This window comes from Halanaerobium sp. MA284_MarDTE_T2, from assembly GCF_003337245.1.
Classification (GTDB): domain Bacteria; phylum Bacillota; class Halanaerobiia; order Halanaerobiales; family Halanaerobiaceae; genus QPJE01.
Window position 1 is genome coordinate 113,548 of the sequence record NZ_QPJE01000003.1, and the last position, 26,130, is coordinate 139,677.

27 protein-coding genes and 1 tRNA gene are annotated in these 26,130 nt (G+C 35.4%); 27 read left to right on the forward strand and 1 reads right to left on the reverse strand.

Annotated elements, in window-relative coordinates; all coding sequences use genetic code 11:
• Positions 1-18: 18 nt before the first annotated feature.
• From DFR78_RS02595 to DFR78_RS02630, 9 genes are all read left to right on the forward strand, one after another.
• Positions 19-1,155, forward strand: a complete 1,137-nt coding sequence (locus DFR78_RS02595) for an NAD(P)/FAD-dependent oxidoreductase (RefSeq protein ID WP_114457280.1) — start codon at positions 19-21, stop codon at positions 1,153-1,155.
• Between the two features lie 42 nt (positions 1,156-1,197).
• The gene (locus tag DFR78_RS02600; protein WP_114457281.1) at positions 1,198-1,620 is read left to right on the forward strand and encodes an Asp23/Gls24 family envelope stress response protein; all 423 of its coding nucleotides are present in this window, start codon (positions 1,198-1,200) and stop codon (positions 1,618-1,620) included.
• A 34-nt stretch (positions 1,621-1,654) separates the two neighbouring features.
• Entirely contained in the window at positions 1,655-2,194 is a 540-nt protein-coding gene (gene amaP / locus DFR78_RS02605) for an alkaline shock response membrane anchor protein AmaP (RefSeq protein WP_114457282.1), read from the forward strand.
• A gap of 12 nt (positions 2,195-2,206) precedes the next feature.
• Positions 2,207-2,443 carry a DUF2273 domain-containing protein gene (locus DFR78_RS02610; protein ID WP_114457283.1) on the forward strand — a complete coding sequence of 79 codons (237 nt, stop codon included), beginning with the start codon at positions 2,207-2,209 and terminating at the stop codon, positions 2,441-2,443.
• A gap of 30 nt (positions 2,444-2,473) precedes the next feature.
• A complete protein-coding gene (gene nusB, locus DFR78_RS02615) occupies positions 2,474-2,872 on the forward strand; it encodes a transcription antitermination factor NusB (protein ID WP_114457284.1) in 399 nt (132 codons plus the stop codon).
• A gap of 103 nt (positions 2,873-2,975) precedes the next feature.
• The gene (locus tag DFR78_RS11890) at positions 2,976-3,128 is read left to right on the forward strand and encodes a hypothetical protein (protein ID WP_158531697.1); all 153 of its coding nucleotides are present in this window, start codon (positions 2,976-2,978) and stop codon (positions 3,126-3,128) included.
• Positions 3,129-3,300: 172 nt separating this feature from the next.
• Positions 3,301-4,509: a pyridoxal phosphate-dependent aminotransferase gene (locus DFR78_RS02620; protein ID WP_114457285.1), complete on the forward strand. Its 1,209-nt coding sequence runs from the start codon at positions 3,301-3,303 to the stop codon at positions 4,507-4,509.
• A gap of 4 nt (positions 4,510-4,513) precedes the next feature.
• Complete coding sequence (locus tag DFR78_RS02625) at positions 4,514-5,392, forward strand: VIT1/CCC1 transporter family protein (RefSeq protein WP_114457286.1); 879 nt, start codon at positions 4,514-4,516, stop codon at positions 5,390-5,392.
• 90 nt (positions 5,393-5,482) lie between these two features.
• Positions 5,483-6,088: a fumarylacetoacetate hydrolase family protein gene (locus DFR78_RS02630; RefSeq protein ID WP_114457287.1), complete on the forward strand. Its 606-nt coding sequence runs from the start codon at positions 5,483-5,485 to the stop codon at positions 6,086-6,088.
• A gap of 5 nt (positions 6,089-6,093) precedes the next feature.
• On the opposite strand, the gene DFR78_RS02635 is transcribed toward DFR78_RS02630, so the two are convergent.
• Positions 6,094-6,180, reverse strand: a tRNA-Leu gene (locus DFR78_RS02635).
• A gap of 447 nt (positions 6,181-6,627) precedes the next feature.
• Here DFR78_RS02635 and DFR78_RS02640 point away from each other — a divergent pair.
• The 18 genes from DFR78_RS02640 to DFR78_RS02725 all read left to right on the forward strand — a co-directional run bounded on the left by DFR78_RS02640 (position 6,628) and on the right by DFR78_RS02725 (position 26,129).
• On the forward strand, positions 6,628-7,458 hold the full coding sequence (locus tag DFR78_RS02640) for a sulfide/dihydroorotate dehydrogenase-like FAD/NAD-binding protein (protein ID WP_114457288.1): 831 nt from the start codon (positions 6,628-6,630) through the stop codon (positions 7,456-7,458).
• Complete coding sequence (gltA, locus tag DFR78_RS02645) at positions 7,458-8,870, forward strand: NADPH-dependent glutamate synthase (protein ID WP_199505532.1); 1,413 nt, start codon at positions 7,458-7,460, stop codon at positions 8,868-8,870. Before DFR78_RS02640 ends, gltA begins: the two co-directional genes overlap by 1 nt.
• Before the next feature lie 15 nt (positions 8,871-8,885).
• Positions 8,886-10,118: an exodeoxyribonuclease VII large subunit gene (xseA, locus tag DFR78_RS02650; RefSeq protein WP_114457290.1), complete on the forward strand. Its 1,233-nt coding sequence runs from the start codon at positions 8,886-8,888 to the stop codon at positions 10,116-10,118.
• Entirely contained in the window at positions 10,111-10,365 is a 255-nt protein-coding gene (xseB, locus tag DFR78_RS02655; protein WP_114457291.1) for an exodeoxyribonuclease VII small subunit, read from the forward strand. Before xseA ends, xseB begins: the two co-directional genes overlap by 8 nt.
• Positions 10,362-11,246, forward strand: a complete 885-nt coding sequence (locus tag DFR78_RS02660) for a polyprenyl synthetase family protein (RefSeq protein WP_114457292.1) — start codon at positions 10,362-10,364, stop codon at positions 11,244-11,246. Before xseB ends, DFR78_RS02660 begins: the two co-directional genes overlap by 4 nt.
• 698 nt (positions 11,247-11,944) lie before the next feature.
• Positions 11,945-12,490 (forward strand): hypothetical protein, encoded by a 546-nt coding sequence (locus tag DFR78_RS02665; protein WP_114457293.1) that lies wholly within the window; start codon positions 11,945-11,947, stop codon positions 12,488-12,490.
• 19 nt (positions 12,491-12,509) lie between these two features.
• The gene (dxs, locus tag DFR78_RS02670; protein WP_114457294.1) at positions 12,510-14,423 is read left to right on the forward strand and encodes a 1-deoxy-D-xylulose-5-phosphate synthase; all 1,914 of its coding nucleotides are present in this window, start codon (positions 12,510-12,512) and stop codon (positions 14,421-14,423) included.
• Positions 14,402-15,304 carry a TlyA family RNA methyltransferase gene (locus DFR78_RS02675; protein ID WP_114457295.1) on the forward strand — a complete coding sequence of 301 codons (903 nt, stop codon included), beginning with the start codon at positions 14,402-14,404 and terminating at the stop codon, positions 15,302-15,304. Before dxs ends, DFR78_RS02675 begins: the two co-directional genes overlap by 22 nt.
• 4 nt (positions 15,305-15,308) lie before the next feature.
• The gene (locus DFR78_RS02680; protein ID WP_114457296.1) at positions 15,309-16,163 is read left to right on the forward strand and encodes an NAD(+)/NADH kinase; all 855 of its coding nucleotides are present in this window, start codon (positions 15,309-15,311) and stop codon (positions 16,161-16,163) included.
• Between the two features lie 20 nt (positions 16,164-16,183).
• Positions 16,184-17,896 (forward strand): DNA repair protein RecN, encoded by a 1,713-nt coding sequence (recN, locus tag DFR78_RS02685; protein WP_114457297.1) that lies wholly within the window; start codon positions 16,184-16,186, stop codon positions 17,894-17,896.
• 54 nt (positions 17,897-17,950) lie between these two features.
• Positions 17,951-18,760, forward strand: a complete 810-nt coding sequence (gene spo0A, locus DFR78_RS02690) for a sporulation transcription factor Spo0A (RefSeq protein WP_114457298.1) — start codon at positions 17,951-17,953, stop codon at positions 18,758-18,760.
• Positions 18,761-18,897: 137 nt separating this feature from the next.
• Positions 18,898-20,649 (forward strand): sigma-54-dependent Fis family transcriptional regulator, encoded by a 1,752-nt coding sequence (locus DFR78_RS02695; protein WP_114457299.1) that lies wholly within the window; start codon positions 18,898-18,900, stop codon positions 20,647-20,649.
• 281 nt (positions 20,650-20,930) lie between these two features.
• Positions 20,931-21,842, forward strand: coding sequence for a bifunctional enoyl-CoA hydratase/phosphate acetyltransferase (locus DFR78_RS02700; protein ID WP_114457300.1), 912 nt, complete (start codon positions 20,931-20,933; stop codon positions 21,840-21,842).
• A 67-nt stretch (positions 21,843-21,909) separates the two neighbouring features.
• A complete protein-coding gene (locus DFR78_RS02705) occupies positions 21,910-22,974 on the forward strand; it encodes a Glu/Leu/Phe/Val dehydrogenase (protein ID WP_114457301.1) in 1,065 nt (354 codons plus the stop codon).
• A gap of 4 nt (positions 22,975-22,978) precedes the next feature.
• The gene (buk, locus tag DFR78_RS02710; protein WP_114457302.1) at positions 22,979-24,049 is read left to right on the forward strand and encodes a butyrate kinase; all 1,071 of its coding nucleotides are present in this window, start codon (positions 22,979-22,981) and stop codon (positions 24,047-24,049) included.
• Positions 24,050-24,070: 21 nt separating this feature from the next.
• Positions 24,071-24,289 (forward strand): 4Fe-4S binding protein, encoded by a 219-nt coding sequence (locus DFR78_RS02715; RefSeq protein WP_233486950.1) that lies wholly within the window; start codon positions 24,071-24,073, stop codon positions 24,287-24,289.
• Positions 24,290-24,318: 29 nt separating this feature from the next.
• A complete protein-coding gene (locus tag DFR78_RS02720; protein WP_114457303.1) occupies positions 24,319-25,383 on the forward strand; it encodes a 3-methyl-2-oxobutanoate dehydrogenase subunit VorB in 1,065 nt (354 codons plus the stop codon).
• Positions 25,383-26,129, forward strand: a complete 747-nt coding sequence (locus tag DFR78_RS02725; RefSeq protein WP_114457304.1) for a thiamine pyrophosphate-dependent enzyme — start codon at positions 25,383-25,385, stop codon at positions 26,127-26,129. Before DFR78_RS02720 ends, DFR78_RS02725 begins: the two co-directional genes overlap by 1 nt.
• The last annotated feature ends 1 nt before the right edge of the window (position 26,130 follow it).

Here is a 26,130-nt window from a genome sequence, read left to right on the forward strand (position 1 = left end):
TTAAAGAGGAGGCATATAATGAGATATTTAGTAGTTGGTGCTGGTGTAGCGGGAACATCAGCTATCAAAGAGATGATAAAGGTAAGAGACGGAAAAGATGAAATTGTAGTTTTTACAGAAGAACCTTTTCCATTTTATTACCGTCCCAGACTGATAGAGTGTTTGTCTGGAGAAGTCGATGTGGACGATATAATTATAAATGATAAGTCGTGGTTTGAAAATAATGATATTGAACTGCATCTGGAAGAAAAAATACTCAGTATAGATACATCGGTAAAATTTGTAGAAAGCGATAAAGCAAAAACATATTATTATGATAAACTGCTGCTGGCAAATGGTGCACATTCTTTTGTACCACCTATAAAAGGATGTAAACTCAAAAATGTATTTACACTGCGGAATGGTAAAGATGCAGAGGAAATTTACTCTAAAGTAAAAAATTGTTCAACAGCTGTTGTAGTTGGTGGAGGACTGCTGGGACTGGAATCAGCCTACAATTTTGCTAAAGCAGGACTAAAACCGTATGTCCTGGAGAAATCCCCCTATCTCTTATCACAACAGCTTGACGAAAAGGGTGGAAAACTGCTGCAGAAAAAACTGGAGGACAAAAATATAGAAATTATGATAGAAGCATCAACAGAAGAATTTATCGGCAGTGATAAAGTAGAAACAGTCAAATTAGAAGATGGCAGTACTATTGATACTGACCTTGTACTTCTTTCCACAGGTGTACGGTCTAATATAGATCTGGTAGCAGATACTCCGATTGAAACAAACAGAGGTATTGTGGTGGACAGCAAAATGAAAACAAATGTGGACTCTGTATTTGCAGCTGGAGATGCAGCAGAATATCAAGGTAGAGTTTATGGAATTTGGACACCTTCAATGGAAGAAGGAAAGGTGGCGGGAAAGATTATGACAGGGCAGAAAGCAGAATTTAATGGTTTTATTCCTTCTCACTCTCTAAAAATAGCCGGCATTGATGTGGTTTCAATTGGAGAATTGAATAAAGGAGGAGATTACAGGGAAGAAATTATTTTGGATAATGACATATATGTTAAGGTTATAGAAGATGAAAATGGAGAAAAGGTGGGAGCCATAATTGTTGGTGAATATAAGGACAAAAAATCACTTATTGATGCTATTAAGGGATAGTTTAAAGGGTTAAGTTTTATCAAAATAAAAGGAGGTAATAAAATGACAGAGAATAAGAAAAATTATGAAGAAAAAGGGAAAATAAAAATTGCCGATGAAGTTGTAAGCATTATTACAGGTCTTGCTGCTACAGAAGTAGAAGGTGTAGTTGGGATGAGTGGTGGTATTGCAGGCGGTATAGCAGATCTTCTGGGACGGAAAAATTTAAGCAAAGGTGTAAAAGTAGAAGTAACTGAAGAAACTGTGGAAGTGGATATTTTTGTTATTATCGAATATGGTAATTCTATTCCAGAAGTAGCCTGGGAAATTCAGAATAATGTAAAACAGGCGATTGAAGGAATGACAGGACTGGATGTTAAATCAGTTAATGTACATGTACAGGGTGTTAACTTTCCGGATGAGGAAGAAGATCAGGTAGAAGAGGTTGAAGTAGAAGAGGTTGAAGAAGAAGTTGAAAAGGAATAGTATTCCAGATTTGAAATAGACTGGAGGTTATCAGATGAAGATAATTAATAATTTGATTTCATTTTTACTGGCATTAATAGTTATGGCAGTTTCTATAACTGTCTCACTTTACTTTTTTGGACTCCTATCTCAATCAGCTGTACCTGATTTTTTTGCTGCTCTTTATGGAAGCTGGGAAGCAGGTATTGTAACTTTGATACTATTTCTGGCAGCTTCACTACTGCTTTACCCATTTTTTATAAGCAAAAAAATTAAGTCAACCAGAATTATTAGCTCTGAAAGTGGAGATATAAGTATCACTATTTCTGCTCTGAAGAATCTTATTAGAGATAGAGTTATGATAAATAGAAAAATTGAAGATATTAGTATTGAAATAGAAGATATGCCAGAAGGAATTAATATTATCTTAAATGGAAATTTAACTGTGCCGGGAGATCTGCCGCATATTAGTCAGGAAATACAAAATGATTTAAAAGAACATGTTAAAGAAACTGTCGGTATAGATGTTAATAAAGTAGAAATTTTGATTCAGGATGTAAAAAAGAAAAAAAAATTTCCCAGCACATCTGAATGAGGTGGTTGATAAATGGATAAAAAGGATTTTTATGATAACCTGTACCAGTTTTATTTTAAAAATCAGAGCAGAGTAATAGGTGCAGTGATAGGTTTTATAATAGGAATTTTAATTTTAAGTATTGGTTTTTTTAAAACATTACTTTTAGTGATAACTACCGGGTTGGGATATGTAATTGGCTCCAGGTGGAATATAGAAGAAGATATGAAAACACTAATCGATAAAATAATACCAGAAAGATTTAAATAGAGTTTAGACTGGGAATGAGGTAATCAGGAAATGAAAAAAAGCTCGCGCCACAGCCAGAGAATCTGGGCTCTCCAGATTCTCTATGGTCTTGATATTAAAAATAAATTCGACAGAGAAAGTGTAGAAAATTACTGCAGGAACTTTCTGCGAAAAAAAGGTGTAGAGGAAGAAAATTATACTTTTAAACTGGTAAAAGGTATTAGTTCACAGATAGAAATACTGGATGCAAATATTAATAAATATGCTATTGACTGGAAGGTGGACAGAATGCCAGTGGTGGATAGAAATATTATGCGAATTGCCATCTATGAAATAAAGAATGATATACCGATTGGAGTTGCCATAAATGAAGCAGTGAGGATAGCAAAAAAATTTGGAGATGATGATTCACCTTCTTTTATTAATGGAATACTAGCAAAAATTAAATAAATTGGTTAAATTGCTTGACTTTTATAAAAACTTATAGTAGTATAAATATAGATAATAAAGTGAAGCAATTCACAAATTTAATTTATATAAGGAGGTGTCTGAAGTGAAGTGTAGAGTTTGTGGTGCAGAAACTAATAGCAGCCGTACATTGTGTTCTAAATGTCATGAAGAGATAGAGCTGCTTTCCAGTAGATATACAGAAGAAAGAGGAAAGATTAATCTTGATTTTAGTGATCATCATTTTTTCAGTAGATAAAATATAATAAAAAAAATTTTACAAAAGTTTGTGATTATATTCACGATAAAAAGAGAGGATTTCCTCTCTTTTTTTTCTTTATTTATAACTAATTTTATGGTATATTTTAATATAGTGAATTAAAAATTAAATAGTTTTATAATTGATAATACATAAAAATGAGGTGTGTATATTGAAATTATCTTCTCGAAACTCACTCATAAATAAATCACAGACAATTGCTGTCAGCAATCTTGCTTCAGATTTAAAAGCTGAAGGTGAAAATGTAATTAGTTTTGGAGCCGGAGAACCAGATTTCCCAACACCTGCTTATATCTGTAGTGCTGCTGATGAAGCAATGGAAAAAGGTTATACCCGCTATACTCCTGCAGAAGGGCTTAAAAAACTGCGTCAGGCCGCTGCTGATCGATTTGCAGATGATTATGGTTTTCGCTTTTCTGTAGATGAAATTATAGCATCAAATGGTGCCAAACAGGTACTTTATAATATATTTCAGACCCTTTTAGACTCAAAAGAAGAAGTGATAATACCAAAACCTTACTGGGTTTCTTATCCTGAAATGGTAAAACTCGCCGATGGAGTACCGATTTTTGTTGAAGGTGAAAGAGAAAATCACTTTAAACTTACTCCAAACTTGTTAAATAGTGCCATAACTGACAGGACAAAAGCTGTTATAGTAAATAATCCTTCCAATCCAGATGGTCGTGTTTATACAGAAAAAGAACTGCTGGCCCTGTGTGAAGTAGTGGAAAAACATGATATATTACTAATTAGTGATGAAATTTACGAAAAATTTTTATTTGATGATTTAAATTTTAAATCTATAATATCTCTGCGCCCCGATTTAAAGGATAACCTGTTTATAGTAAATGGAATGTCAAAAACATATTCAATGACAGGCTGGAGGCTTGGATTTGGGTTTGGCAATAAGGAACTTATTGCTAATATGTCTAAAATTCAAAGCCATTCAACATCCAATTCAAATTCAATTACACAGTATGCTTCCTTTAAAGCACTGCAGAATAGAAATCTCAACAGTTTAATAAAAGATAGGTGCAGAATATATGAAGAGAGAAGAGATAAAATGCTGGCTCATATGGATAAAGTAGAAGAGCTAAGCTATATTAGACCCAATGGAGCTTTTTATCTTTTTGTTGACATATCTTCTGTGCTTGGTGGAAATTATAAGGGAGAAAAAATTACAGATTCTGTTCGTTTTGCAGAGGTGCTGCTGAGGGAAGAAAAAGTTGCAGTTGTGCCAGGAGCCGGTTTTGGTATGGATGATTATATAAGGATGTCTTTTGTACTGCCGGTAGAAGAAATACTGGAAGGTATAGATAGAATAGATAGATTTGTAAAAAACTTTTCTAAAAAGAGGTGACTTTATGGGAGCTGAAAGTCTGGACAGGCAGGTAAAAGAAAAGCTTATAAAGATGCAGAAAGATGAAATCACTGAATACCATATCTACAAAAAACTTGCTTCCAAACTGGCAGGTGATGACAATGCAGAAGTGCTGAACGAAATAGCAGAAGATGAGAAACGGCACTACAAAATCTGGGAGGAATATACCGGGATAAAAGTTAAGCCTTCCAGAATAAAAATATTTTTCTATTATTTTTTGGCCAGAATTTTTGGTATTACATTTGGTATTAAACTAATGGAGTTAGGGGAAGAATCTGCCCAGGAATCTTATTACAGAATTACAGATAGATTTGTAGAAGCAAAAACAGTCTTTGCAGAAGAAGATGAACATGAACATAAGCTGATCGCTATGCTGGAAGAAGAAAAATTGGAATATGCTGGATCCATTGTGCTGGGATTAAATGATGCTCTGGTTGAGCTGACAGGTACTCTAGCAGGCCTGTCTTTTGCCATGCGTGAAACAGAGATTATCGCACTTGCTGGAAGCATTACAGGTATTGCCGCAGCCTTTTCTATGGCAGCTTCAGAATATCTTTCCACAAAAACAGAAGAGGGCGAAAACGCACTTAAAGCTTCTATATATACAGGAACAGCATATATTCTAACAGTAATAGTACTGGTTGTTCCATACCTAATTTTCAGCAGTTATATTACTGCTCTGGCAGTTACAATTCTTTCAGCGGTATTAATAATATTCATTTTCAACTTTTATATTTCTGTTGCAAAAGATTTAAATTTCAAAAGACGATTTATAGAGATGACTGTCATTAGTTTAGGTGTTGCTGCTTTTTCATTTATCATTGGATATTTTATAAGAATAGCATTTGGAATAGATATTTAAAAAATTTTACTTTAATTTTTTTTAAAATTAATTTATTTAGATTTTTGAGAATTTGAGAATATTTTAATATAAAAAGGGAGGAGATAGTAATTGCAGAGCATTAATTATTTAAACAATGAATATCAGCCATCTAAAATTATATGTGTAGGCAGAAATTATGCTGAACATATAAAAGAACTCAATAATCAGAATCCAGAAGAACTTGTGCTTTTTTTGAAGCCCAATAGTTCTGTCAGCCGGGAGGTGAAATTACCTGAAGGCAGATGCAGATATGAGGGTGAAATATCTTTTTTAATGAAAAATGGAAAAATATCCGGAGTAGGATTTGGAATAGACTTGACTCTGGTTGATGTCCAGAACAGACTAAAAGAAAAGGGGCTGCCGTGGGAAAAGGCAAAGGCATTTAATGGTTCTGCAGTATTTTCAGATTTTGTAGAAGTTGAAGAAGTTAATAATTTAAGCTTAAAACTGTATCTTAATGATAAATTGTGTCAGGATGGTGGTATAGAGCTTATGATATATAAGCCGGCTGATATTATTGATGAGGTTAAAAAACATTTTAGTATTGAAGATTATGATATAATAATGAGTGGAACACCGAGTGGAGTAGGATTTTTAGAAAATAGAGATATTATAAGAGGAGAAATTTTTGCTGGGAAAGATCTGCTTATTGCAGAAAAATGGCAGATTAAATAAAAAAATGGTGCGAAAGGAGGGATTCGAACCCTCACGGTCTTGCGACCACTAGACCCTGAACCTAGCGCGTCTGCCAATTCCGCCACTTTCGCACTGACAAATAACATTTTAAATGAAAAATTTTTGTTTGTCAAGTATAAAATCAGTTAGGAGTTTCCCCAAAATTTATTTTCAAGCTGCAAAAAGGGGGCTTTAGTCATCAACGAAATTTTTAGATTTATCTAAAACTCAATTCGGGTGTGAAATAGGGCACACTAATCAATGAGTCCTCCTGACTCATGATTAGCTCACTCCATCCTGTAGTTCAACCCTATTTCTTCCTTCATTTCGTTAAGATTCATTGACTAAAAATTTCAATATTCCTGCATCTCCCCTTTTTGCAGCAGTATATAAAAAATGGGGAAAGTCCAGTAAAATCAGAGATATAGAAAAATGGTTGAATTAAGAAAAAATAAGAAATACAAAGTTCAGGGAGGATAAATACTTTAGACAGAGAACTGTTTATAAGAAATGCGCTAAAAGTGTATGGGGGGTAAATTATGTACGAAATATTAGAAAAAGAAGTTTTAGCACCAACAATTAAGAAAGTCAAAGTAAAAGCACCACTTATTGCCAGAAAGACTGAGCCGGGAAATTTTATCATTCTTAGAGTTGATGAGAAGGGAGAAAGAATTCCGCTTACTGTAGCTGACCATGATGATAAAACTGGTGAAATAACTATTATCTTTCAGGAAGTAGGTTATTCTACCAAACTGCTGGGCAGTCTGGAAAAAGGAGATTATATCCAGGATATAGTTGGCCCACTGGGCCATCATATTAAAATGGAGGGTTACAAAAAAGTAGTACTTCTTGGTGGAGGTTCTGGAACAGCACTGCTGTACCCCAAGGTAAAAGGTTTTTACGAAATGGGAGCAGAAGTTATTACAATAACAGGAGCCAGAACTAAAAATCTTGTCATACTGGAAGAAGAACTGGACAATTATAGTGACAGGCTTTTTATTACAACAGATGATGGAAGCTATGGGCATCACGGATTTGTCACAGATGTACTGAAAGATCTCCTTGATCAAGAAGATAATATAGATCTGGTCATTGCAATTGGACCTGTTCCGATGATGAGAGCTGTTGCTGATATGACCGAAGATTATGGTATAAAAACAATAGTCAGCTTAAATTCAATAATGGTTGATGGCACAGGCATGTGTGGAGCCTGCCGTGTTACAGTTGGTGGAGAAACCAAATTCACCTGTGTTGATGGACCAGCTTTTGATGGACACAAAGTTGATTTTGAAGAACTTATGAACAGATTAAGCTTTTATCAGGATGAAGAAGCACTTGCAGGAGAAATGGAAGAAGAGGTGAACGGATAATGGCGTTGAAACCAAAGAAAACTCCGATGAAAGAACAGCCACCAGAAGAAAGAATAAATAATTTTGATGAAGTTCCCAGAGGATATTCTGATGAAGATGCAGCTTTAGAAGCAGAAAGGTGTTTACAGTGTAAACATCAGCCATGTGTTGACGGCTGCCCTGTAAGTGTACCGATTCCTCAGTTTATTCAGGCAGTTAAAGATGGGGATGTAATAAAAGCAAATCAGATTATTAAATCTAAAAATAATCTTCCTGCTGTATGTGGACGGGTATGTCCACAGGAAGAACAGTGTGAAGAAGTATGTGTAATGGGGATTAAAAATGAACCTGTAGCTATTGGAAGACTTGAAAGATATGTTGCAGATTATAATATGGATCGGGGAACTGATAAGGCTTCTAAAGAAGAAATAGAAAAGTATAGAATTCCTGAACTGGAAGGAAAAAAAGCAGCAGTAATAGGTGCAGGTCCTGCCGGCCTAACCGCTGCAGCTGATCTGGCTAAATACGGGTTTAAAGTGACTATATTTGAAGCCCTGCATGCTACAGGTGGAGTGCTCAGATATGGTATTCCAGAGTTCAGACTGCCTAAAGCTATTGTTGATGAAGAAGTTGAAGGCATAAAAAATCTTGGTGTTGATATTCAGCTTAATGTTGTAGTTGGAAAAACTATTACCATCGATGAACTTTTTGCAGATGGATATGAAGCAGTATTTATTGGTACAGGTGCAGGCCTGCCCAAGTTTATGAATATTCCTGGAGAGAATTTGAATGGAGTTTATTCTGCCAATGAGTTTTTAACAAGAGTAAACCTTATGAAGGCATATAAGTATCCAGAATATAAAACACCCATTAAAGTACAGGATAAAGTTGCTGTAGTTGGTGGGGGAAATGTTGCCATGGATGCAGCAAGAACAGCTAGAAGACTGGGAGCAGAAAAGGTATATATAGTTTACCGTCGGGCAGAAGAACAGATGCCGGGAAGAGATGAAGAAATTGAACATGCAAAAGAAGAAGGAATTATCTTTAAACTGCTGAATAATCCAGTTGCCATACATGGGAAAAATGGTAGAGTTGATAAAATGGAATGTATTCAGATGGAGCTTGGAGAAAAGGATTCATCAGGCAGGAGACGCCCAATCCCTATTGAGGGTTCAAACTGGATGCTTGATTTAGACACAGTAATTATAGCTATTGGTCAGAGCCCCAATCCAATGCTTACTAAAAACACTAAAGATTTAGAAACAGAATCATGGGGTGGAATTATTACCGATGAAAACTTGAAAACCAGCCGTGCAGGTGTATATGCCGGCGGAGATGTTGTAACCGGAGCTGCAACTGTAATTAAAGCAATGGGTGCAGGCAAAAAAGCGGCAGAAAATATTAAGGAATATGTTCTAAATAAAAATAAATAGAAAGTTTTGATAAAAATGGAATTAAATAGAGAAATAAAACTGTTTACAGTTGAAGAAATAACAAATTATTTAAAAGGTATGATAAATAATGACCACCTGCTGCAGGATTTCTGGATAACAGGTGAAATTTCCAATTTTTATCACCACAGTTCCGGGCATATGTATTTTACATTAAAAGATAATTTATCCCAGTTAAAATGTGTTATGTTTAAGGGATATAATAATTCACTGGATTTTGAGCCTGAAGATGGACAGAAAGTCACCGCAAGAGGTAATCTTGATATATATAAACGCAGAGGCGAATATCAGTTTTATGCCAGAGAAATGCAGGTTGAAGGCAGAGGAGCACTATTTATAGCTTTCGAAAAATTGAAGAAAAAGTTAAAGGAAGAAGGTCTATTTGCTCCTGAAGAAAAAAAAGCAATCCCAATTCTTGCTAAAAGAATTGGGATTATTACTTCTCCAACAGGGGCAGCAGTAAGAGATGTTCTTTCCGTTATGAAGAGGAGAAGAGGTAATTTTTCTGCTTTAATAGTACCCACACATGTTCAGGGAAAAAAGGCAGCAGCTGAGATTATAGAGGCACTGGAATATTTAAACAGCCGTGATGATATAGATCTTATTATTGTTACCCGTGGTGGTGGTTCTATAGAAGATCTCTGGCCTTTCAATGAAGAGTTGGTTGCCAGAGCAATCTACAATTCCAGGCTGCCGGTTATTAGTGGTGTTGGTCATGAAACAGATTTTACTATATCCGATTTTGTGGCAGATCTCAGAGCTCCCACACCTTCAGCAGCTGCAGAAATTGCAACTGCAAATAGGGAGGAAATACTAAATAGACTTGATAGTCTTAAAGAAAGGTTAAAAACATCTATAAAAAATAATTTAAAAAACAGAAGAGAAAAAATTGACAGTCTTTCTAAACGGAGAATATTTGCAAAACCGGAAGAACTTTTTTTTCAGTATGAACAGCTTTTAGATCAATTTGAAAGCAGATTAAAGCATGAGATAGAAAATACATATAATCACTACAATAATAAATATCAGCTTCTATATGAAAAACTTAATAATTTAAGCCCATTAAATACTCTTTCCAGAGGTTATGCTGTGCTGAACGATAAAAACAATAAGCTGATTAAAACTGTTGATGATGTAGAAAAAGGCGATTATCTTTCTGCAAAACTTGTGGATGGGAAATTAGGACTCAGGCTGGAAAGTAAAGAAAAAGCAGGTGAATATGATGACTGAAGAAACAAATGATATAAAGTTTGAAAAAGCGCTGGAAGAATTAGAGAAAATAGTTAATGAACTGGAAAAAGGAGGCCTATCACTGGAAGATTCACTGGATAAATTCAGCAGAGGTATGAAGCTCATAAAAATGTGCCACACCAGGCTGGATAAAGCAGAGAAAGAAATTGAATTGGTGCTGAAAGAAAATGGAGAATTCAGTAAAACTGTTAATTTTGAAGACGATAATGAGGATGAAGATAAATGAAAAACATAAAAAAAATTCTGACTGTAAAGGCAGAAAAAATTGATAGAGAATTAAATAAATTATTTGATCTGAAGGAAACAGAATTATCACCTACATTAAGTAGAGCAATGGAATATACTGTTTTCTCTGGTGGTAAAAGGATAAGACCTGTTTTAACACTTCTTACTGCAGAGATGTTAAATGGTAATACTGATGCTGCCTTAAAAGCTGGATCTGCTCTGGAGCTTATACACAGCTATTCTTTAATTCACGATGATCTGCCTAGTATGGATGATGATGATTTTAGACGCGGAAAAGCAGCAAATCACAGAGTTTTTGGAGAAGGAATAGCTGTTCTGGCAGGTGATGCACTTTTAACATATGCTTTTGAAATATTATCTGCCTTAAAAATAAGTGCAGAAAAAAGGATTAAAATTATCAGTTTAATTTCTACTGCATCAGGCTATCAGGGTATGGTTGGTGGTCAGGTTCTGGATTTAGAAGGAGAAAATAAAAATCTTGATTTAGAAGAGATGCAGAAAGTTCACCGAGGTAAAACAGGTGCACTTATAAAAGCATCTGTCCTTACAGGTGCATACTGCAGTGATACAGATAAAGATGAGATTGATGCTCTGACCGATTATTCAGAAAATCTTGGAGTTACTTTTCAGATTGTAGATGATTTACTTGATGTAGTTGGTGATGAAGAAAAATTAGGTAAGGCTGTCGGCAGTGATGATAAATTAAATAAATCGACCTATCCAAAACTACTTGGTATTGATGGAGCCAAAAAAGCAGCCGAAAAATATGCTTTAGCTGCAGCAGATGCACTGGATGTTTTTGGAGATGAAGCCCGTCATCTTAAAGAACTGGTACAATTTGTACTCTACAGGCAGAGCTAATTGAACAGTATAAGTTATTATGTTATAATTAAACAAAATGTGAGTGGTGCAGTATCCTAGTCAGTGTATTATTCTTGAAGACGGGCCTAAAAATCCGTCAGCGGGCATATCGATGAAGTTCTTTACATCGGCTGCTGACGCCCAGTCGGGAGCTGATGTAGGGAGTTAAGGGTTTGGGGCGATCCACAATGGCATGTGGGCGTTGACCCCTTTCCCGTGGAGGCCTGGTATTTATTCCAGCTTGGAATAAATCTAGGTTAACCTGCCCAGCCGTAAGGTTTGGGTAGTGTAGCCTGCTTTGAGTGGTACTGGAGACAGTAGCAAAACATATAATTTTGGATCCAAATTATATGTTGAACCTGCTGGAAACCTTTACTGCAAAAGAAGCTAGGGAGTAGTTTAAACACTGTTAAGGAAAACTTCTAGGCTGTCTGCTAGTACAGGATACAGTGGAGATTAAAGTGTGGTCTGAGTGGTAATCCAGTTCTATATAAGGGTAACCATATAGTCGAAATTTAATGAGAAATCGCCTGTTCTGGTGACAGAAGGGGGTATTTCGGGGGAAAACCTACTGGACCTAAGCCACAGCATTTATTTGCTGTATCACCACTCACAAATTTTTTGAAAAATACATTACAATTTAAAATATAAATTTAATTAAAGAAATGATATAATAAACTTAATGAGGTGTATAAAGTTTGGATAATTTGCGCAGCAGTATTATTATTGCTATCATTACTTTTTTTATTGCAGTATTTGTTACCTTCAGTTCCCAAACTCAGATACAGTTTGTTTCTTTACCAGCGGCAGTAATTATACTTCTGCTTATTATAATAACGGGTATAATTGCAGATATGGTGGGGGTGGCAGCTACAGTTGCTAGACCTGAACCATTTAATGCAAAAGCTGCCAAAAAAATATTTGGAGCAAAATCCGGACTTTTTCTGGTTAAACATGGTGATAAAGTTGCCAGCCTGATGTGTGATATAGTTGGAGATATATGTGGTACAATCAGTGGAGCAATAGGAGCAGTAATAGTTATTAGAATTGTAAATACTTATAATTTTTCCAATGTTATTACCAGTCTAATTATTATAGGCCTTACATCTTCTCTTACAGTTGGTGGGAAGGCCTTCTTTAAAAGCTATGGTATAAAAAAATCCAGTGAAATTATATTTTTTACAGGTAAAGTAGTCGCCTTTTTTGGACTAGCTGCAGATTATCTGCACAGTTTTTTTAAATAGATTTGTTAGGAGTGAATTTATGTATAAATTTTTATCTCAGATAGATGGACCTGAAGACCTCAAAAAAATGAATTATGCTGAGCTTGAACATCTTGCAGATGAAATCAGAGCCTTTCTTATTGAATCAGTTTCTAAAACCGGAGGCCATTTAGCTTCAAATCTCGGTACAGTGGAGCTTACAATTGCACTCCATTACTATCTTAACAGCCCAGCAGATAAAATAATCTGGGATGTAGGCCACCAGTCATATACTCATAAAATACTGACAGGCCGCAGAGATAATTTTGATACATTAAGACAGCTGAATGGATTAAGTGGTTATCCTAAGTACGAAGAAAACAAACATGATATAATAAATGTAGGTCACAGCAGCACTTCTATATCTTCTGCTCTTGGACTGGCGCTTGCTCGTGATATAAAAGGAGAAAAGGGTGATATTTATGCTGTTATTGGTGATGGTGCTATGACAGCTGGTATGGCTTTTGAGGCAATGAACCATGCCGGTGAATTGGGAACAAATTTTAATGTTATATTAAATGATAATAAAATGTCGATTGCAGATAATGTAGGGGCACTTTCTCAGTATCTTTCTACTATAACTGCCGATCCAGCATTAAATCACCTTAAAGAAGATGTTGAATTTATACTCAAACATATTCCTAAATTTGGCAGCAGACTTACTCAGACGGCAGAGAGAATAAAAAAAGGTCTCAAATATTTAATGATTTCCGGAGTGCTGTTCGAAGAAATGGGATTTAAATATATTGGTCCAATTGATGGTCACAATATAAAAGAACTGATCGATCATTTTAAAAAAGCAGATCAGATAAAAAAACCTGTACTGCTGCATGTAATCACTAAAAAAGGAAAGGGATTTCAGCCTGCAGAAAACAATCCAAGTCAATATCATGGGGTTAGTCCAGCTAAAGGAAAAAAAGAAAAAAATAAATCTAAAAAAACAAAACTCACATACAGTAAAATATTTGGTAGAACCCTGCAGAAACTGGCCGATAATGATGAGAAAATTACAGCAATTACAGCTGCAATGCCTTCCGGTACAGGTTTAGTTGGTTTTGCCGAAAAATATCCAGCCAGATATTTTGATGTCGGAATAGCCGAACAGCATGCAGTAACATTATCCGCCGGCCTGGCCAGAGGTGGTATGAATCCAGTTTGTGCTATATATTCTACTTTTCTGCAGAGGGCATATGATCAGGTTATTCATGATATCTGTCTTCAGAACCTGCCGCTGACAATTGCGGTAGACAGGGCTGGGATAGTCGGTCATGATGGAGAAACGCATCAGGGATTATTCGATTTTTCATTTTTAAGACCTATTCCAAATATCATTATAATGGCACCAAGAGATGGAGCACAGCTTCAGGATATGCTTTATACTGCAGTAAATCATTCCGGACCAGCTGTAGTTAGATATCCTCGAGGAGAGGTCAGCGGTTCTGATGAAGAAAAAGATTTTGAAAAAATAGAAATTGGGAAGGCAGAACAACTTATAGAAGGAGAAGAATTTGTTATTCTGGCAGCAGGGTCTTGTGTATATCCAGCTAAAAAAGCTGCTGAAGTAATGAAAAAACATGGATATTCTCCTGCACTGGTAGATGCCAGATTTGTAAAGCCACTTGATGAAGAGATGTTTTCAGATCTTTTTAGAAAATATAAAAAGATTATTACTGCAGAAGAACATGTTTTAAATGGCGGTTTTGGTTCAGCTGTACTGGAATTTGCAGAACAAAATGGGTTTAATCCAGCAAAAATATATAGAATTGGTATTCCGGATGAATTTGTACCACATGGTTCTATGGAAGAAATACGCAGTTTTTATGATTTAGATGCAGAAGGAATAATTAAACACTGTTTAAAAGCTTTAGATTATGATCAGGAGGTTTCTGAACTATGGCCGGAAAAGAAAGATTAGATATACTTTTATCGGAAAGAGGTTTATTTTCCAGCCGCAGCCGGGCAAAACGTGCAGTTATGGCAGGTATTGTTTATATTGACGGGGTATTAGTAGATAAAGCTGGAACCCGTATAAAAAAAGATGCAGATATTGAAATAAAGGGTGACAAAAATCCCTATGTGAGCAGGGGAGGATATAAGCTGGAAAAAGCTCTGCAGGTTTTTGCTGTTGACCCTGCTGGAATTGAAGCAATTGATATTGGTGCTTCTACAGGAGGATTTACTGACTGCCTGCTCCAGAATGGAGCAAAAAAAGTTTATGCAGTAGATGTGGGTTATGGTCAGCTTGCCTGGAAACTGAGAAATGATGAGCGAGTTGAAGTTTATGAGCGCTGTAATTTTAGGTATTTAGAGTTTGATCAGCTGCCGGTAAAGGCACCTTTAATTGTGACAGATGTATCTTTTATTTCTCTGCGGCTTATTGTACCCGGGGTAAAAAAATTTTTGAAAAAGCCCGGAGATTTTATTGCCCTTATAAAACCTCAATTTGAGGCAGGTAGAGAAAGGGTTGGCAAAAAAGGAGTAGTCAAAGATCCGGCAGTTCACAGAGATGTTATACTTTCTTTAAGCGGTTTTTTTATGTCAGAAGGATTTAAACTTAAAGGACTAAATTATTCTCCTATAACAGGAGCTGAAAGCAGCAATATAGAGTATTTAATTCACCTGAAATATACTACAAATAATGCAGATAATATTGAAGAAACAGCCAGCACAAACAATACTTATGATAATATAGTCAGTGATAAAGATAGTACTTTTGCAAATAAATTTAACAATAAAGAATGGAAATATCATGTGGAGAAAATAGTTTCTAAAGCACATAAAGAACTTGGGAGGTAAAAATATGTCCACACCGGGAATGGTTCTAAATCTTGCAAAAAAGGAAGCTTTTTCTACTGCCCAAAATGCTGCAGACTGGTTTATAAAAAAAGGTATTGAATTTTACATAGAAAAGGAAGCTGCTTCTTATCTGGGCCAGCAAAAAAGAGGAGCTACCTACCAGCAGCTCAGAGAAAAAGCGGATTATATAATTGTCTTTGGTGGAGATGGAACATTTCTTCACACATCCCACCATTTTATTGGTAGTGGTGTACCACTACTGGGAATAAACATTGGTCAGCTTGGCTTTTTAACAGATATAGAAACCGAAGAACTGGAAAAAGCTCTGCATATGGTAAATCAGAAAAAATATAAAATAGAGCACAGAATGATGATAAAAGCAGAACATTTTAGAAATGGAGAAAAAATAGAAAAAAATTATGCTTTAAATGATTATGTTGTAAACAGAAGTCCTGATTCCCGGATGGTTAAAATTAAACTTCATATAAATGACGAGCTGGTGAACCGATTTAGATCAGATGGATTAATTATCTCCACACCAACAGGTTCAACTGCATATTCTCTTTCAGCAGGTGGTCCAATTATAAATCCAAGACAGGTGAGGGCAATATTAATAACACCTATTTGCCCACACAACCTGCATATGCGTCCAATGGTAATATCCGGGAACGAAAAAATTTGTATTGAAATAGAAGGGGACAGCGGCAGTATTTTTGGTACTGTAGATGGCCACGATAACTCTGAATTGATGAGTGGAGATAAAATCTACATAGAAGCTGCAGATAGAGAAATTTCTATTATTAAACTTCCGGATAGGACCTTTTATACTATTTTGAAAGAAAAGATGAATCTTGCATAATTTTGATTGGGGGATAAAAGATGCTCAGTGATTTACAGGTTAAAAATTTTGCATTAATAGATCAAAGCACCATTAATTTTAAAAGTGGTTTAAATGTTTTAACCGGTGAAACTGGGGCGGGTAAATCAATAATTATTGGAGCTTTAGATATGCTTTTAGGTGCACGTGCTTCAACAGATGTAATAAGAACAGGTAAAAATTCTGCATATATTTCGGCTTTTTTTCAGCCAGATCAGCTTGATATTATAAATAATACAATTGATGAAGCCGGTATTGAAACAGAAAAAAATGGAGTTTTAATTGCACGTGAAATAAAAGCAAATGGTCGAAATAGAACCTTAATCAACGGTCAGCTTGCAACTCTCAGGCTGGTTAAAAATATAAGCAGATATCTGCTGGATATACATGGTCAGCATGAGCATCAACTTCTTTTGGATCAAAAATTCCATTTAATGATACTGGATGAATTTATAGGTGAAAAAATAAAAGTACTAAAAAATGAAATTAAGGAGATCTATCAGGAATATCAGCTGACTGTAGAAAAACTGAGTAATATGGAACTTGATGATTCACAGCGTGTAAGAGAACTCGATCTGATAAATTTTCAGATAGAAGAAATAGAATCAGCTCAGTTAAAAGAAGGTGAGTATGAAGTACTAAAGGAGAAATATAACACACTTTCTCATGCTGAGGAGATATTTAAAATAACCGGTAATTTGATTTCTGTGCTGACAGGTGATGACTATTCTGACGGTGGTATTGTAGAAAAACTGGGTATTTTAAAAAATGAGCTGGAAGATGCAGCTGATTTTGATAAAAGACTTAAAAATCTCGAAGAAAGATTTGCTGATATATTTTTCAATCTCGAAGATTTTAGTTTTAAAATTCAGGATTATCACGACACATTTGATTATGATAAAGAAGAGCTTACAGCAATTACAAAAAGAATGGATCTTATTAACAGACTGCTGCGCAAATATGGAAGCAGTACTGCAGAGATAAAAGAATATCTGGATGAATTATATGAAAAAAAAGATCATCTGGAAAATATTGAAGAAAAAATTGCAAAATTAAAAAAAGAAAAAAATAGCCTGAAGAAAAATTTAATAAATAAAGCAGAAAAACTTTCTGTTATTAGAAAAGATCGCGCAGCTGTTTTTGAAAAAAGGCTGAAAGAAGAACTCAGTGATCTCGCAATGGAAAATGCAAAATTTAAAGTAATTTTTACAAAAAAAAATCCTGGCATAGATGGAATCGATAGGGTAGAATTTCTGATTTCACCCAATCCTGGTGAAGACTTAAAAGCACTGACAAAAATAGTATCTGGTGGAGAATTATCCAGAATAATGCTGGCTTTAAAAACTATTACTGCCAATTTGGATCAGGTTGATACACTTGTTTTCGATGAAGTTGACAGTGGAGTTGGTGGTAAAATAGCTGTAAAAATGGCTGAAAAATTATTTAATATTTCTTTAAAACGTCAGATTATATGTATTACTCATCTGCCACAGATTGCCAGTATGGGAAATCACCACTTTTTGATCAGCAAAAAAACTGAAAAAAACAGGACATTTACCAATATCGATATTTTAGATAGAGAAGCTAGAACTAGAGAATTAGCAAGAATGCTCGGTACAGGTGAATTAACCGAAAAAGCAGCAGCAAATGCAGGGGAAATGTTGAATCTTGCTTTTAGAAAAAAAGAAAGTTTATTGGCAGCTTTCAAAAATTAATTAGTTTTAACTTTAAAATCTAAAATAAACTGTATTATGTCAGGAGTGTCTAATATGAAAAAAAATATAGATATAATTATAGTAGATGATAATAAAGAGTTCTGTCAGTTATTGAGCGAATATTTTTCTCTTCAGGATGATATTAATGTTTTAGGGGTTGCCCATGATGGTTATCAGGGATTGGAATTGGTCAAGAATACTGAGGCAGATGTATTAATTCTTGATTTAATAATGCCATATTTAGATGGGATGGGTGTAATGGAGGAAATGAATAAAAAGGGTTTAAATGAAGCCATAAAAACCATAATACTGACTGCTTTTGGACAGGAAGAAATTACTCAGCGACTGGTAGAACTAGGTGCAAGCTATTATATAATGAAACCTTTTGATCTTGATAAGCTGATTAAAAGAATTAAGCAGATGGTTGCTCCACCATCAGTAGAAGGAAACAGGGGGTTGGCCGACAGTGATGATTTATTAATTTTTAAAAATAATGTAGATTTAAATGTCAAAATAACAGAAGTTATGCATAATCTTGGCATACCAGCTCACATAAAAGGCTACCTTTATATTAGAGAGGCTGTAGAGCTTGTAATTAAGGATATTGAGTTTCTAGGAGCTATCACAAAAAAACTGTATCCAGCAGTAGCAGAAAAATTTGATTCCAAACCAAGTCGTGTCGAAAGAGCAATAAGACATGCAATAGAAGTTGTTTGGACTCGAGGTAATGCTGAAGTGCTGGATGAATATTTTGCTAGTACAGTGGGAGGAAATAAAAATAAACCAACCAATTCTCAATTCATAGCTAGAATTGCAGATAAGCTGAGGCTGGAAATTGAGAGTGAAAAAGTAAAAAGGGGTTAAAATTATGGGCTCTCATATTCTTCATGTTAAATCAGCAATTGACAGAATGAAAAAGATTCTTCTGCACAGATCAGGGTAGAGAAGCCCCAGATGTATTAGTATGCCTTTATTAAGAGAAAAATATTTTAATTTAAATTATGCTGGAAGGAAGGTGCAGCTTTATATTGAAAAAACAGATCAAACATAATGCTATTATAGATGCTACTCATGATGGAATAATTTCAATAGATAAAGATGGCAAAATAGAGCTCTTTAACAGAGCTGCTGAGAGAATATTAGGTCTTAAAAAAGAAAATATTATCGGAAAAGATGTAGAAGAAGTTATAGAAAATACCAGGATGCATTATGTTCTTAAATCCGGAAAAATGGAATTAAATCAGACCCAGTATGTTGGTGGGCTTACCATAATGACTAATAGAATGCCTGTTAGAAATGAAGCAGGAGAAATCATTGGGGCGGTTGCTGTTTTTAGAGATATAGAAGAAGTAAAGAGATTTGCAGAAGAAATTACAGATTTAAAAGAATCCAGAGCTCTTTTAGAAGCAGTTATTAATTCCACTCAGGATGCTATTTCAGTTGTAGATGAAGAAGGAAAGGGAATTATGATTAACCCTGCCTACACCAGACTGACAGGTTTAACCGAAGAAGATGTAATTGGAAAACCAGCCAGTGTTGATATTGCTGAAGGAAAGAGCATGCATTATAAAGTTTTAAAAACAAGAGAGCCAGTCTATAATGTGCGTATGAAGGTGGGGCCAAATAAAAAGGATGTAATTGTTGATGTAGCACCAATAATTGTCGGTGAAAAATTAAAGGGCAGTGTTGGAGTTATAAAAGATGTCTCAGAAATCAAAAAATTGACAGAGGAACTTAATCAGGCTAAAAAACTTATAAGGCAATTGAGGGCTAAATATACTTTCAGTGATATAGTGGGGAAAAGTGATAAAATGCAGCGGATTATAAACCTTGCCAGAAAAGCTGCTCATACACCTGTGACAGTTCTCCTCAGAGGTGAAAGTGGAACCGGTAAGGAGCTGTTTGCCCATGCAATTCACAATGAAAGCCCGCGCAGTAAATATAAATTTGTTCGGGTCAACTGTGCTTCACTTACAGATAGTATACTGGAAAGTGAGCTTTTTGGCTATGAAGAAGGAGCTTTTACAGGTGCAAAAAAGGGTGGTAAAAAAGGGCTTTTTGAAGAAGCTGATGGAGGAACAATATTTCTGGATGAAATAGGAAAGATAAATTTTAATCTGCAGGCGAAACTGCTGCGAGTTCTGCAGGAAAAGGAAATTGTACGTGTTGGTGGTTCAAAACCAATTAATGTAGATGTGAGGATTATTGCTGCTACCAATACTGACCTGGAATCAGCAATTGAAAATGGAAAATTTCGCAGAGATCTTTATTACAGATTAAATGTTTTTCCACTGGAAATTCCACCACTCAGAAAGCGGAAAGAAGATCTGCCTCTGCTTGTCAAACACATTATTAAAAAGCTCAATCAGGAATATGGAAAAACTGTTAGGGGTATTTCTGATGCAGCAATGCTGAAGTTAAGCTCATATGAATGGCCGGGAAATGTGAGAGAGCTGGAAAATATTTTAGGTAGAGCTATGATCTATGTTTCTTTTGAAGAGGGTATTGTAGATATAGATGACCTACCTGTACTTGATGATAAATGTGAATCTGACAGTGACAAATTTACTTTTAATGATAGATTTACTCTTGAGAAAGTAGACCTGGCAGAAATTATTGCCAGAACAGAAAGAAGAGCCATAATCAGTGCTCTTAAAAAGGCAGATGGAAACAGAACAAAAGCAGCCGATATTCTTGGTATAGCTGTTAGAAGTCTATATTACAAACTGAGCAAATATGGTATCAATCAGTAGTTAGGATAAATAATACGATAAAAGCAGAAATTTATTTGTCATTATACTTCTATTTATTAAAATTTTTATATTACAGTTTATTAAATAATATATATAACTGCAAATAACTGCCTGCAAATTTTTTCATTAATGAATATTTTTGCAGTTAAAATTTTCAGAAAATAAAAAAATGATATATATGATGCTGAAAATCCCCGCTGTAAGGGGATTTTTTATTATTTTTTAAATATTATGTGAATGGAATAAATATTGCATATTTATATAGTGTGGAGGTGATAAAAATGTTTTCAGATATGGATCAGCTAATTGAAATGGCAAAAACCGGAGAGATGCTTAAGATTTCTGTGGCTCAGGCAGAGGATAAAACAGTTCTCAAAAGCTTAAAAAAAGCCTATGAAGAAAAAATTGCTGAACCGATTCTGATAGGCAGTAAAGAAAAAATTGAAAATATTTTACAAGAAATAAATTTTACTGCAGATTTAGAAATTATCAACAGCATGTCACATGAAGAATCTGCCTACAAAGCTATGCAGATAGTCGAAGAAGGTAAAGCAGAAATGCCGATGAAAGGTATGATTAATACGGGAACTATTCTGCGTGCAATGCTTGACAGAAAATTTTCTTTTAGAAGAGATCACCTTTTAAGCCTTGTTTCTCTTATTTATCTGGAGAATCAAAATCGCTTTGTTATAATTACAGATGGTGGAATGAATATATCTCCGGGTCTGGAAGAAAAAGTAGAGATTATTGAGAATGCAGCTTTTTTTGCCAGAAAATTAGGGATTTCCAGTCCAAAAGTAGCTTTACTTGCAGCAGTAGAAACTGTCAATCAATCTATGCAGTCTACAGTAGAAGCTGCGGTGATTTCTAAAATGAGTGACCGCGGACAGATTGATGTGGTAGTTGACGGCCCACTTGCATTTGATAATGCTGTATTAAAACAGGCAGCAGAAAAAAAGGGTATCAGGGGAGAAGTAGCAGGTGAAGCAGATATATTGGTTGTTCCAGATATAGAATCTGGAAATATTCTATATAAAACACTGGTAGTGCTGTTTGAGCAGCCAACCGCAAGCCTTATTATGGGGGCTAATATACCTCTAATTATTAGCTCCAGAGCAGATTCTCTGGATACTAAATTTAATTCTATCGCTTTAGGTAAATTATTTGTAAGAAATCTTGTTTTAGGAAAATAAATATCAGTCTTGTCAGATAATTTATATTTTTTAATTAAAATACCAAAATTTAAAAGGAGGAAATTAGATGAATATTTTTGAAAGAATGGAAAAACATGATTATGAGCAGGTAGTTTTTAATTATGATGAGGTTTCTGGATTAAAGGCGATTATATGTATTCATGATACAACACTTGGACCTGCACTTGGTGGAACAAGAATCTGGAATTACAAAAATGAAGAAGAAGCTTTAAATGATGTAATTAGGCTGGCAAGAGGAATGACATATAAGTCTGCTGCTGCTGGACTAAATCTCGGTGGTGGAAAGGCTGTCATAATTGGTGATCCAGATAAAATAAAAAGTGAAGAGCTGCTGCGTGCTTATGGCAGATTTGTTCAGAGTCTAAATGGACGCTATATTACTGCTGAAGATGTAAATACATGTGTTGATGACATGAAATTTGTGGCTGAAGAAACCGATTTTGTTACCGGACTTCCAGGTACAAGCGGAGATCCTTCTCCTGTAACTGCCTATGGATGCTGGAGAGGTATGAAAGCAGCTGCAGATGAATTTTACGGTTCACCTGATTTAAAAGGAAAGGTAGTTGCTATACAGGGAGTTGGACATGTTGGTTATTACCTTGCTAAACATATAGCTGATGAAGGTGGAAAATTAATTATTACAGACATTAAACAGGAAAATCTTGATATGGTTCTGAATGAAGTAGATGCTGAAGTTGTTAGTCCGGAAGATATCTATGGAGTTGAATGTGATATCTTTGCTCCCTGTGCTCTTGGTGCAGTGATAAATGATGATACAATACCGAAATTAAAAGCAGATATAGTAGCTGGGTCTGCCAATAATGTGCTGGCTGAAACAAGACATGGAGATATGCTTGAAGATAAAGGTATATTATATGTACCTGATTACGTTATCAATGCTGGTGGAGTTATCAATGTATATGATGAACTGCTCGGATATAATGAAGAAAGAGCAATGGCAAAGGCAAGCAAAATTTATGATAATGTCAAAAAAGTTTTTGCAATCAGTAAAAGAGATAATATACCAACCTATAAAGCAGCTGATATAATGGCAGAAGAGAGAATAGAAAAAATAGCAAAAGTAAGAAGTAATTTAATACCAAGGGACTGATGTTATGAAATATAAGATACTGGTAATTAATCCAGGTTCCACTTCAACCAAACTGGCAGTTTTTGAAAATAAAGACAGGATAATTGAAGAAAATATATCTCATACTGAAGAAGAAATGGAGAAATTTCCGACCATTGTAGATCAGACTAAGATGAGGTACAGTCATATTATGGATTTTCTGCGTAAACATAATATCAATATTCAATCTCTGTCTGCTGTAGTTGGACGTGGGGGGCTTTTAAAGCCCCTTCCGGGTGGAACATATAATATAAATCAAAAAATGATTGATACTGTTAAAAGTCAAAAATACGGTAAACATGCAAGTAATTTAGGAGCACTGCTGGCTAAAAGAATTGCAGATACTGCAGCTATACCTTCTTTTATTGTAGATCCAGTAGTTGTTGATGAAATGAGTGAAATAGCTAAAATAACAGGCATACCGGAACTTAAAAACAGGAGCATATTCCATGCCCTTAATCAGAGAGAAGTTGCCAGAAACCACGCTGAAATGACAGGAAATGATTATAAGGACATGCACCTTATTGTTGCCCATCTTGGGGGAGGAATATCAGTAGGGATTCATATTGACGGTAAAATAGTAGATGTTAATAATGCTTTAGGCGGTCTGGGACCTATGTCTCCTAATAGAGCCGGCAGCTTACCGGCAGTTGATCTGCTGAATCTTATGAAAAAAGAAAATTACAGTTTTGAAGAGATGGAAAAAAAGATTGTTGGTGATGGGGGACTTAAGGCACATTTAGGCACTGCAGACCTTATAAAAGTTGAGGAAATGATAAGAAATGGGAATAAACAGGCTGAGCTGGTATTATCTGCAATGTCCTACCAGATAATTAAAGAAATAGCTTCTCTTGCTGTTGTTAATGCAGGTGAGATTGATGCTATAATATTAACAGGAGGTATGTCACACTCAAAATATCTTACAGAAAAAATAATTAAGAAAATTAAATTTATTGCTCCAGTTTATCTTTATCCCGGAGAAAAAGAGATGGAAGCACTTGCTGCTGGGGCTTTTAGAGTTTTATCTGGGGAAGAAAAAGCAAAAGACTATCATTGATTTTTGAAGGGAGGCATAATGTTGGCTGATATAAAAAAAGTTGTTATTGATCGCGAAAAATGTAAAGGTTGTAAATTATGTACAACAGTCTGTCCTGTTTCCATATTGACTATTTCGGAAGAAATTAACAGCCATGGATATCATCCGTCAGAGGTCACAGATCAGTCTGACTGTATTTCCTGTGGACAGTGCTATAGAATTTGTCCTGATGTTGCAATTACAATCTATAAAGAAGATTAATATAAAATTTTATTAGGAGGTTTAAATTAATGGCTAAAAAAATTTTAATGAAAGGAAATGAAGCGATAGCTGAAGCTGCTGTTAAGGCAGGCTGCCGCTATTTTTTTGGATATCCGATAACACCACAAAATGAGCTTCCGGCATATCTTTCCTGGCGTCTTCCTGAAGTAGGAGGGGTTTTTCTTCAGGCTGAAAGTGAAGTAGCTGCCAGTAATATGGTCTATGGAGCTGCTGGTGCCGGTGCAAGAGTAATGACTTCATCTTCAAGTCCAGGTATCAGCCTTAAAGCTGAAGGTATTTCCTATATAGCTGGGGCAGAACTGCCGGCAGTTATTGTTAACATGATGAGGGGTGGCCCGGGTCTTGGTGGAATCCAGCCTGCTCAGTCAGATTATTTTCAGGCCACAAAAGGAATGGCACATGGTGATTTTAGACTGTTTGTTCTTGCTCCTTCTTCTGTACAGGAAGCAGTTGATCTGACAATAGATGCTTTTGAACTGGCAGATAAATACAGAAATCCTGTTTTACTGCTTGCCGATGGCATGATAGGTCAGATGATGGAACCAGTATCATTCGAAAGAAGTATTGATCCCGATGATCTACCTGATAAGCCATGGGCAACTGATGGAGCTGAAGGTAGAGAAAAAAATATTATTAATTCTCTTTCTTTAGATCCAGCCGAGTTAGAAAAGCACAACCAGAAGTTAAAAGAAAAATATGATCAGATGGAAAAAGAAGAAGTCAGATATGAAACATATTATCTTGATGATGCTGATATAGTAATAGTGGCATATGGAACTTCAGCTAGAATTTCTCTCAGTGCCATGGAGCTGGCCCGTGAAGAAGGATATAAGGTTGGACTTATTAGGCCTATAACCCTTTTCCCATTTCCAAAAGAAATCATTGCAAAAACTTCTGAAAAAATTGATGATTTCTTAACTGTAGAAATGAGTACAGGGCAGATGGTAGAAGATGTTGAACTTGCTGTATGTGCAAACAACAGCAGTGTTCACTTTTATGGTCGTACAGGTGGTATGATTCCTACTCCTGAAGAAATTTTAGCTGAGATCAAAAAAATTGGAGGTGGGAAATAATGCAGGTAGTTGCTAAAAAACCAGATTCTTTAACTGATAAAGATTTTCATTATTGTCCCGGCTGCACCCACGGTATAATACACCGTCTTGTAGCAGAGGTAATGGATGAGCTGGATATTAGAGAAAAAACAATAGGTATAGCACCTGTTGGATGTTCAGTTCTTGCTTACGAATATTTTGACTGTGATATGCAGGAAGCTTCACACGGTAGGGCTCCGGCGGTTGCAACTGGAGTTAAAAGAGTTCATCCCGATAAAGTAGTATTTACCTATCAGGGAGATGGAGATCTTGCTTCTATTGGTACTGCTGAGATAGTTCATGCAGCAAATAGAGGTGAAAATATAACCACTATTTTTGTCAACAATGCTATTTATGGTATGACAGGTGGACAGATGGCACCAACAACTCTTTTAGGACAAAAAACAACAACTTCTCCTGCTGGTCGGAAAAAGGATATTGCTGGATCACCTATTAAGATTTCCGAAATGCTTGCAGTGCTTGATGGAGCGGCATATATAGAAAGAGTTTCTGTACATGATGTAAAACATATTATAAAAGCCAAAAAAGCTATTAAAAAAGCGTTTAAAATGCAGCTGGAAGGAAAAGGATTTACGATGATAGAGGTTCTTTCTACCTGTCCCACAAATTGGGGTATAGAACCTGTAGAAGCTTTAAAATGGCTTGAAGAAAATATGATACCTATTTATAAACCACAGGTATTAAAAGAAGCTGGGGAGGGAGAATAGA

Coding starts and splice junctions, on each gene's coding strand:
- spo0A (WP_114457298.1), top strand. CDS start 17,951: ATGAAAAAAAATATAGATATAATTATAGTAGATGATAATAAAGAGTTC.
- DFR78_RS02680 (WP_114457296.1), top strand. CDS start 15,309: ATGTCCACACCGGGAATGGTTCTAAATCTTGCAAAAAAGGAAGCTTTT.
- DFR78_RS02675 (WP_114457295.1), top strand. CDS start 14,402: ATGGCCGGAAAAGAAAGATTAGATATACTTTTATCGGAAAGAGGTTTA.
- recN (WP_114457297.1), top strand. CDS start 16,184: ATGCTCAGTGATTTACAGGTTAAAAATTTTGCATTAATAGATCAAAGC.
- DFR78_RS02695 (WP_114457299.1), top strand. CDS start 18,898: ATGCTGGAAGGAAGGTGCAGCTTTATATTGAAAAAACAGATCAAACAT.
- DFR78_RS02610 (WP_114457283.1), top strand. CDS start 2,207: ATGGATAAAAAGGATTTTTATGATAACCTGTACCAGTTTTATTTTAAA.
- DFR78_RS02725 (WP_114457304.1), top strand. CDS start 25,383: ATGCAGGTAGTTGCTAAAAAACCAGATTCTTTAACTGATAAAGATTTT.
- DFR78_RS02595 (WP_114457280.1), top strand. CDS start 19: ATGAGATATTTAGTAGTTGGTGCTGGTGTAGCGGGAACATCAGCTATC.
- amaP (WP_114457282.1), top strand. CDS start 1,655: ATGAAGATAATTAATAATTTGATTTCATTTTTACTGGCATTAATAGTT.
- DFR78_RS02720 (WP_114457303.1), top strand. CDS start 24,319: ATGGCTAAAAAAATTTTAATGAAAGGAAATGAAGCGATAGCTGAAGCT.
- gltA (WP_199505532.1), top strand. CDS start 7,458: ATGGCGTTGAAACCAAAGAAAACTCCGATGAAAGAACAGCCACCAGAA.
- DFR78_RS02660 (WP_114457292.1), top strand. CDS start 10,362: ATGAAAAACATAAAAAAAATTCTGACTGTAAAGGCAGAAAAAATTGAT.
- dxs (WP_114457294.1), top strand. CDS start 12,510: ATGTATAAATTTTTATCTCAGATAGATGGACCTGAAGACCTCAAAAAA.
- nusB (WP_114457284.1), top strand. CDS start 2,474: ATGAAAAAAAGCTCGCGCCACAGCCAGAGAATCTGGGCTCTCCAGATT.
- buk (WP_114457302.1), top strand. CDS start 22,979: ATGAAATATAAGATACTGGTAATTAATCCAGGTTCCACTTCAACCAAA.
- DFR78_RS02700 (WP_114457300.1), top strand. CDS start 20,931: ATGTTTTCAGATATGGATCAGCTAATTGAAATGGCAAAAACCGGAGAG.
- DFR78_RS02625 (WP_114457286.1), top strand. CDS start 4,514: ATGGGAGCTGAAAGTCTGGACAGGCAGGTAAAAGAAAAGCTTATAAAG.
- DFR78_RS02600 (WP_114457281.1), top strand. CDS start 1,198: ATGACAGAGAATAAGAAAAATTATGAAGAAAAAGGGAAAATAAAAATT.
- xseA (WP_114457290.1), top strand. CDS start 8,886: ATGGAATTAAATAGAGAAATAAAACTGTTTACAGTTGAAGAAATAACA.
- DFR78_RS02705 (WP_114457301.1), top strand. CDS start 21,910: ATGAATATTTTTGAAAGAATGGAAAAACATGATTATGAGCAGGTAGTT.
- DFR78_RS02640 (WP_114457288.1), top strand. CDS start 6,628: ATGTACGAAATATTAGAAAAAGAAGTTTTAGCACCAACAATTAAGAAA.
- xseB (WP_114457291.1), top strand. CDS start 10,111: ATGACTGAAGAAACAAATGATATAAAGTTTGAAAAAGCGCTGGAAGAA.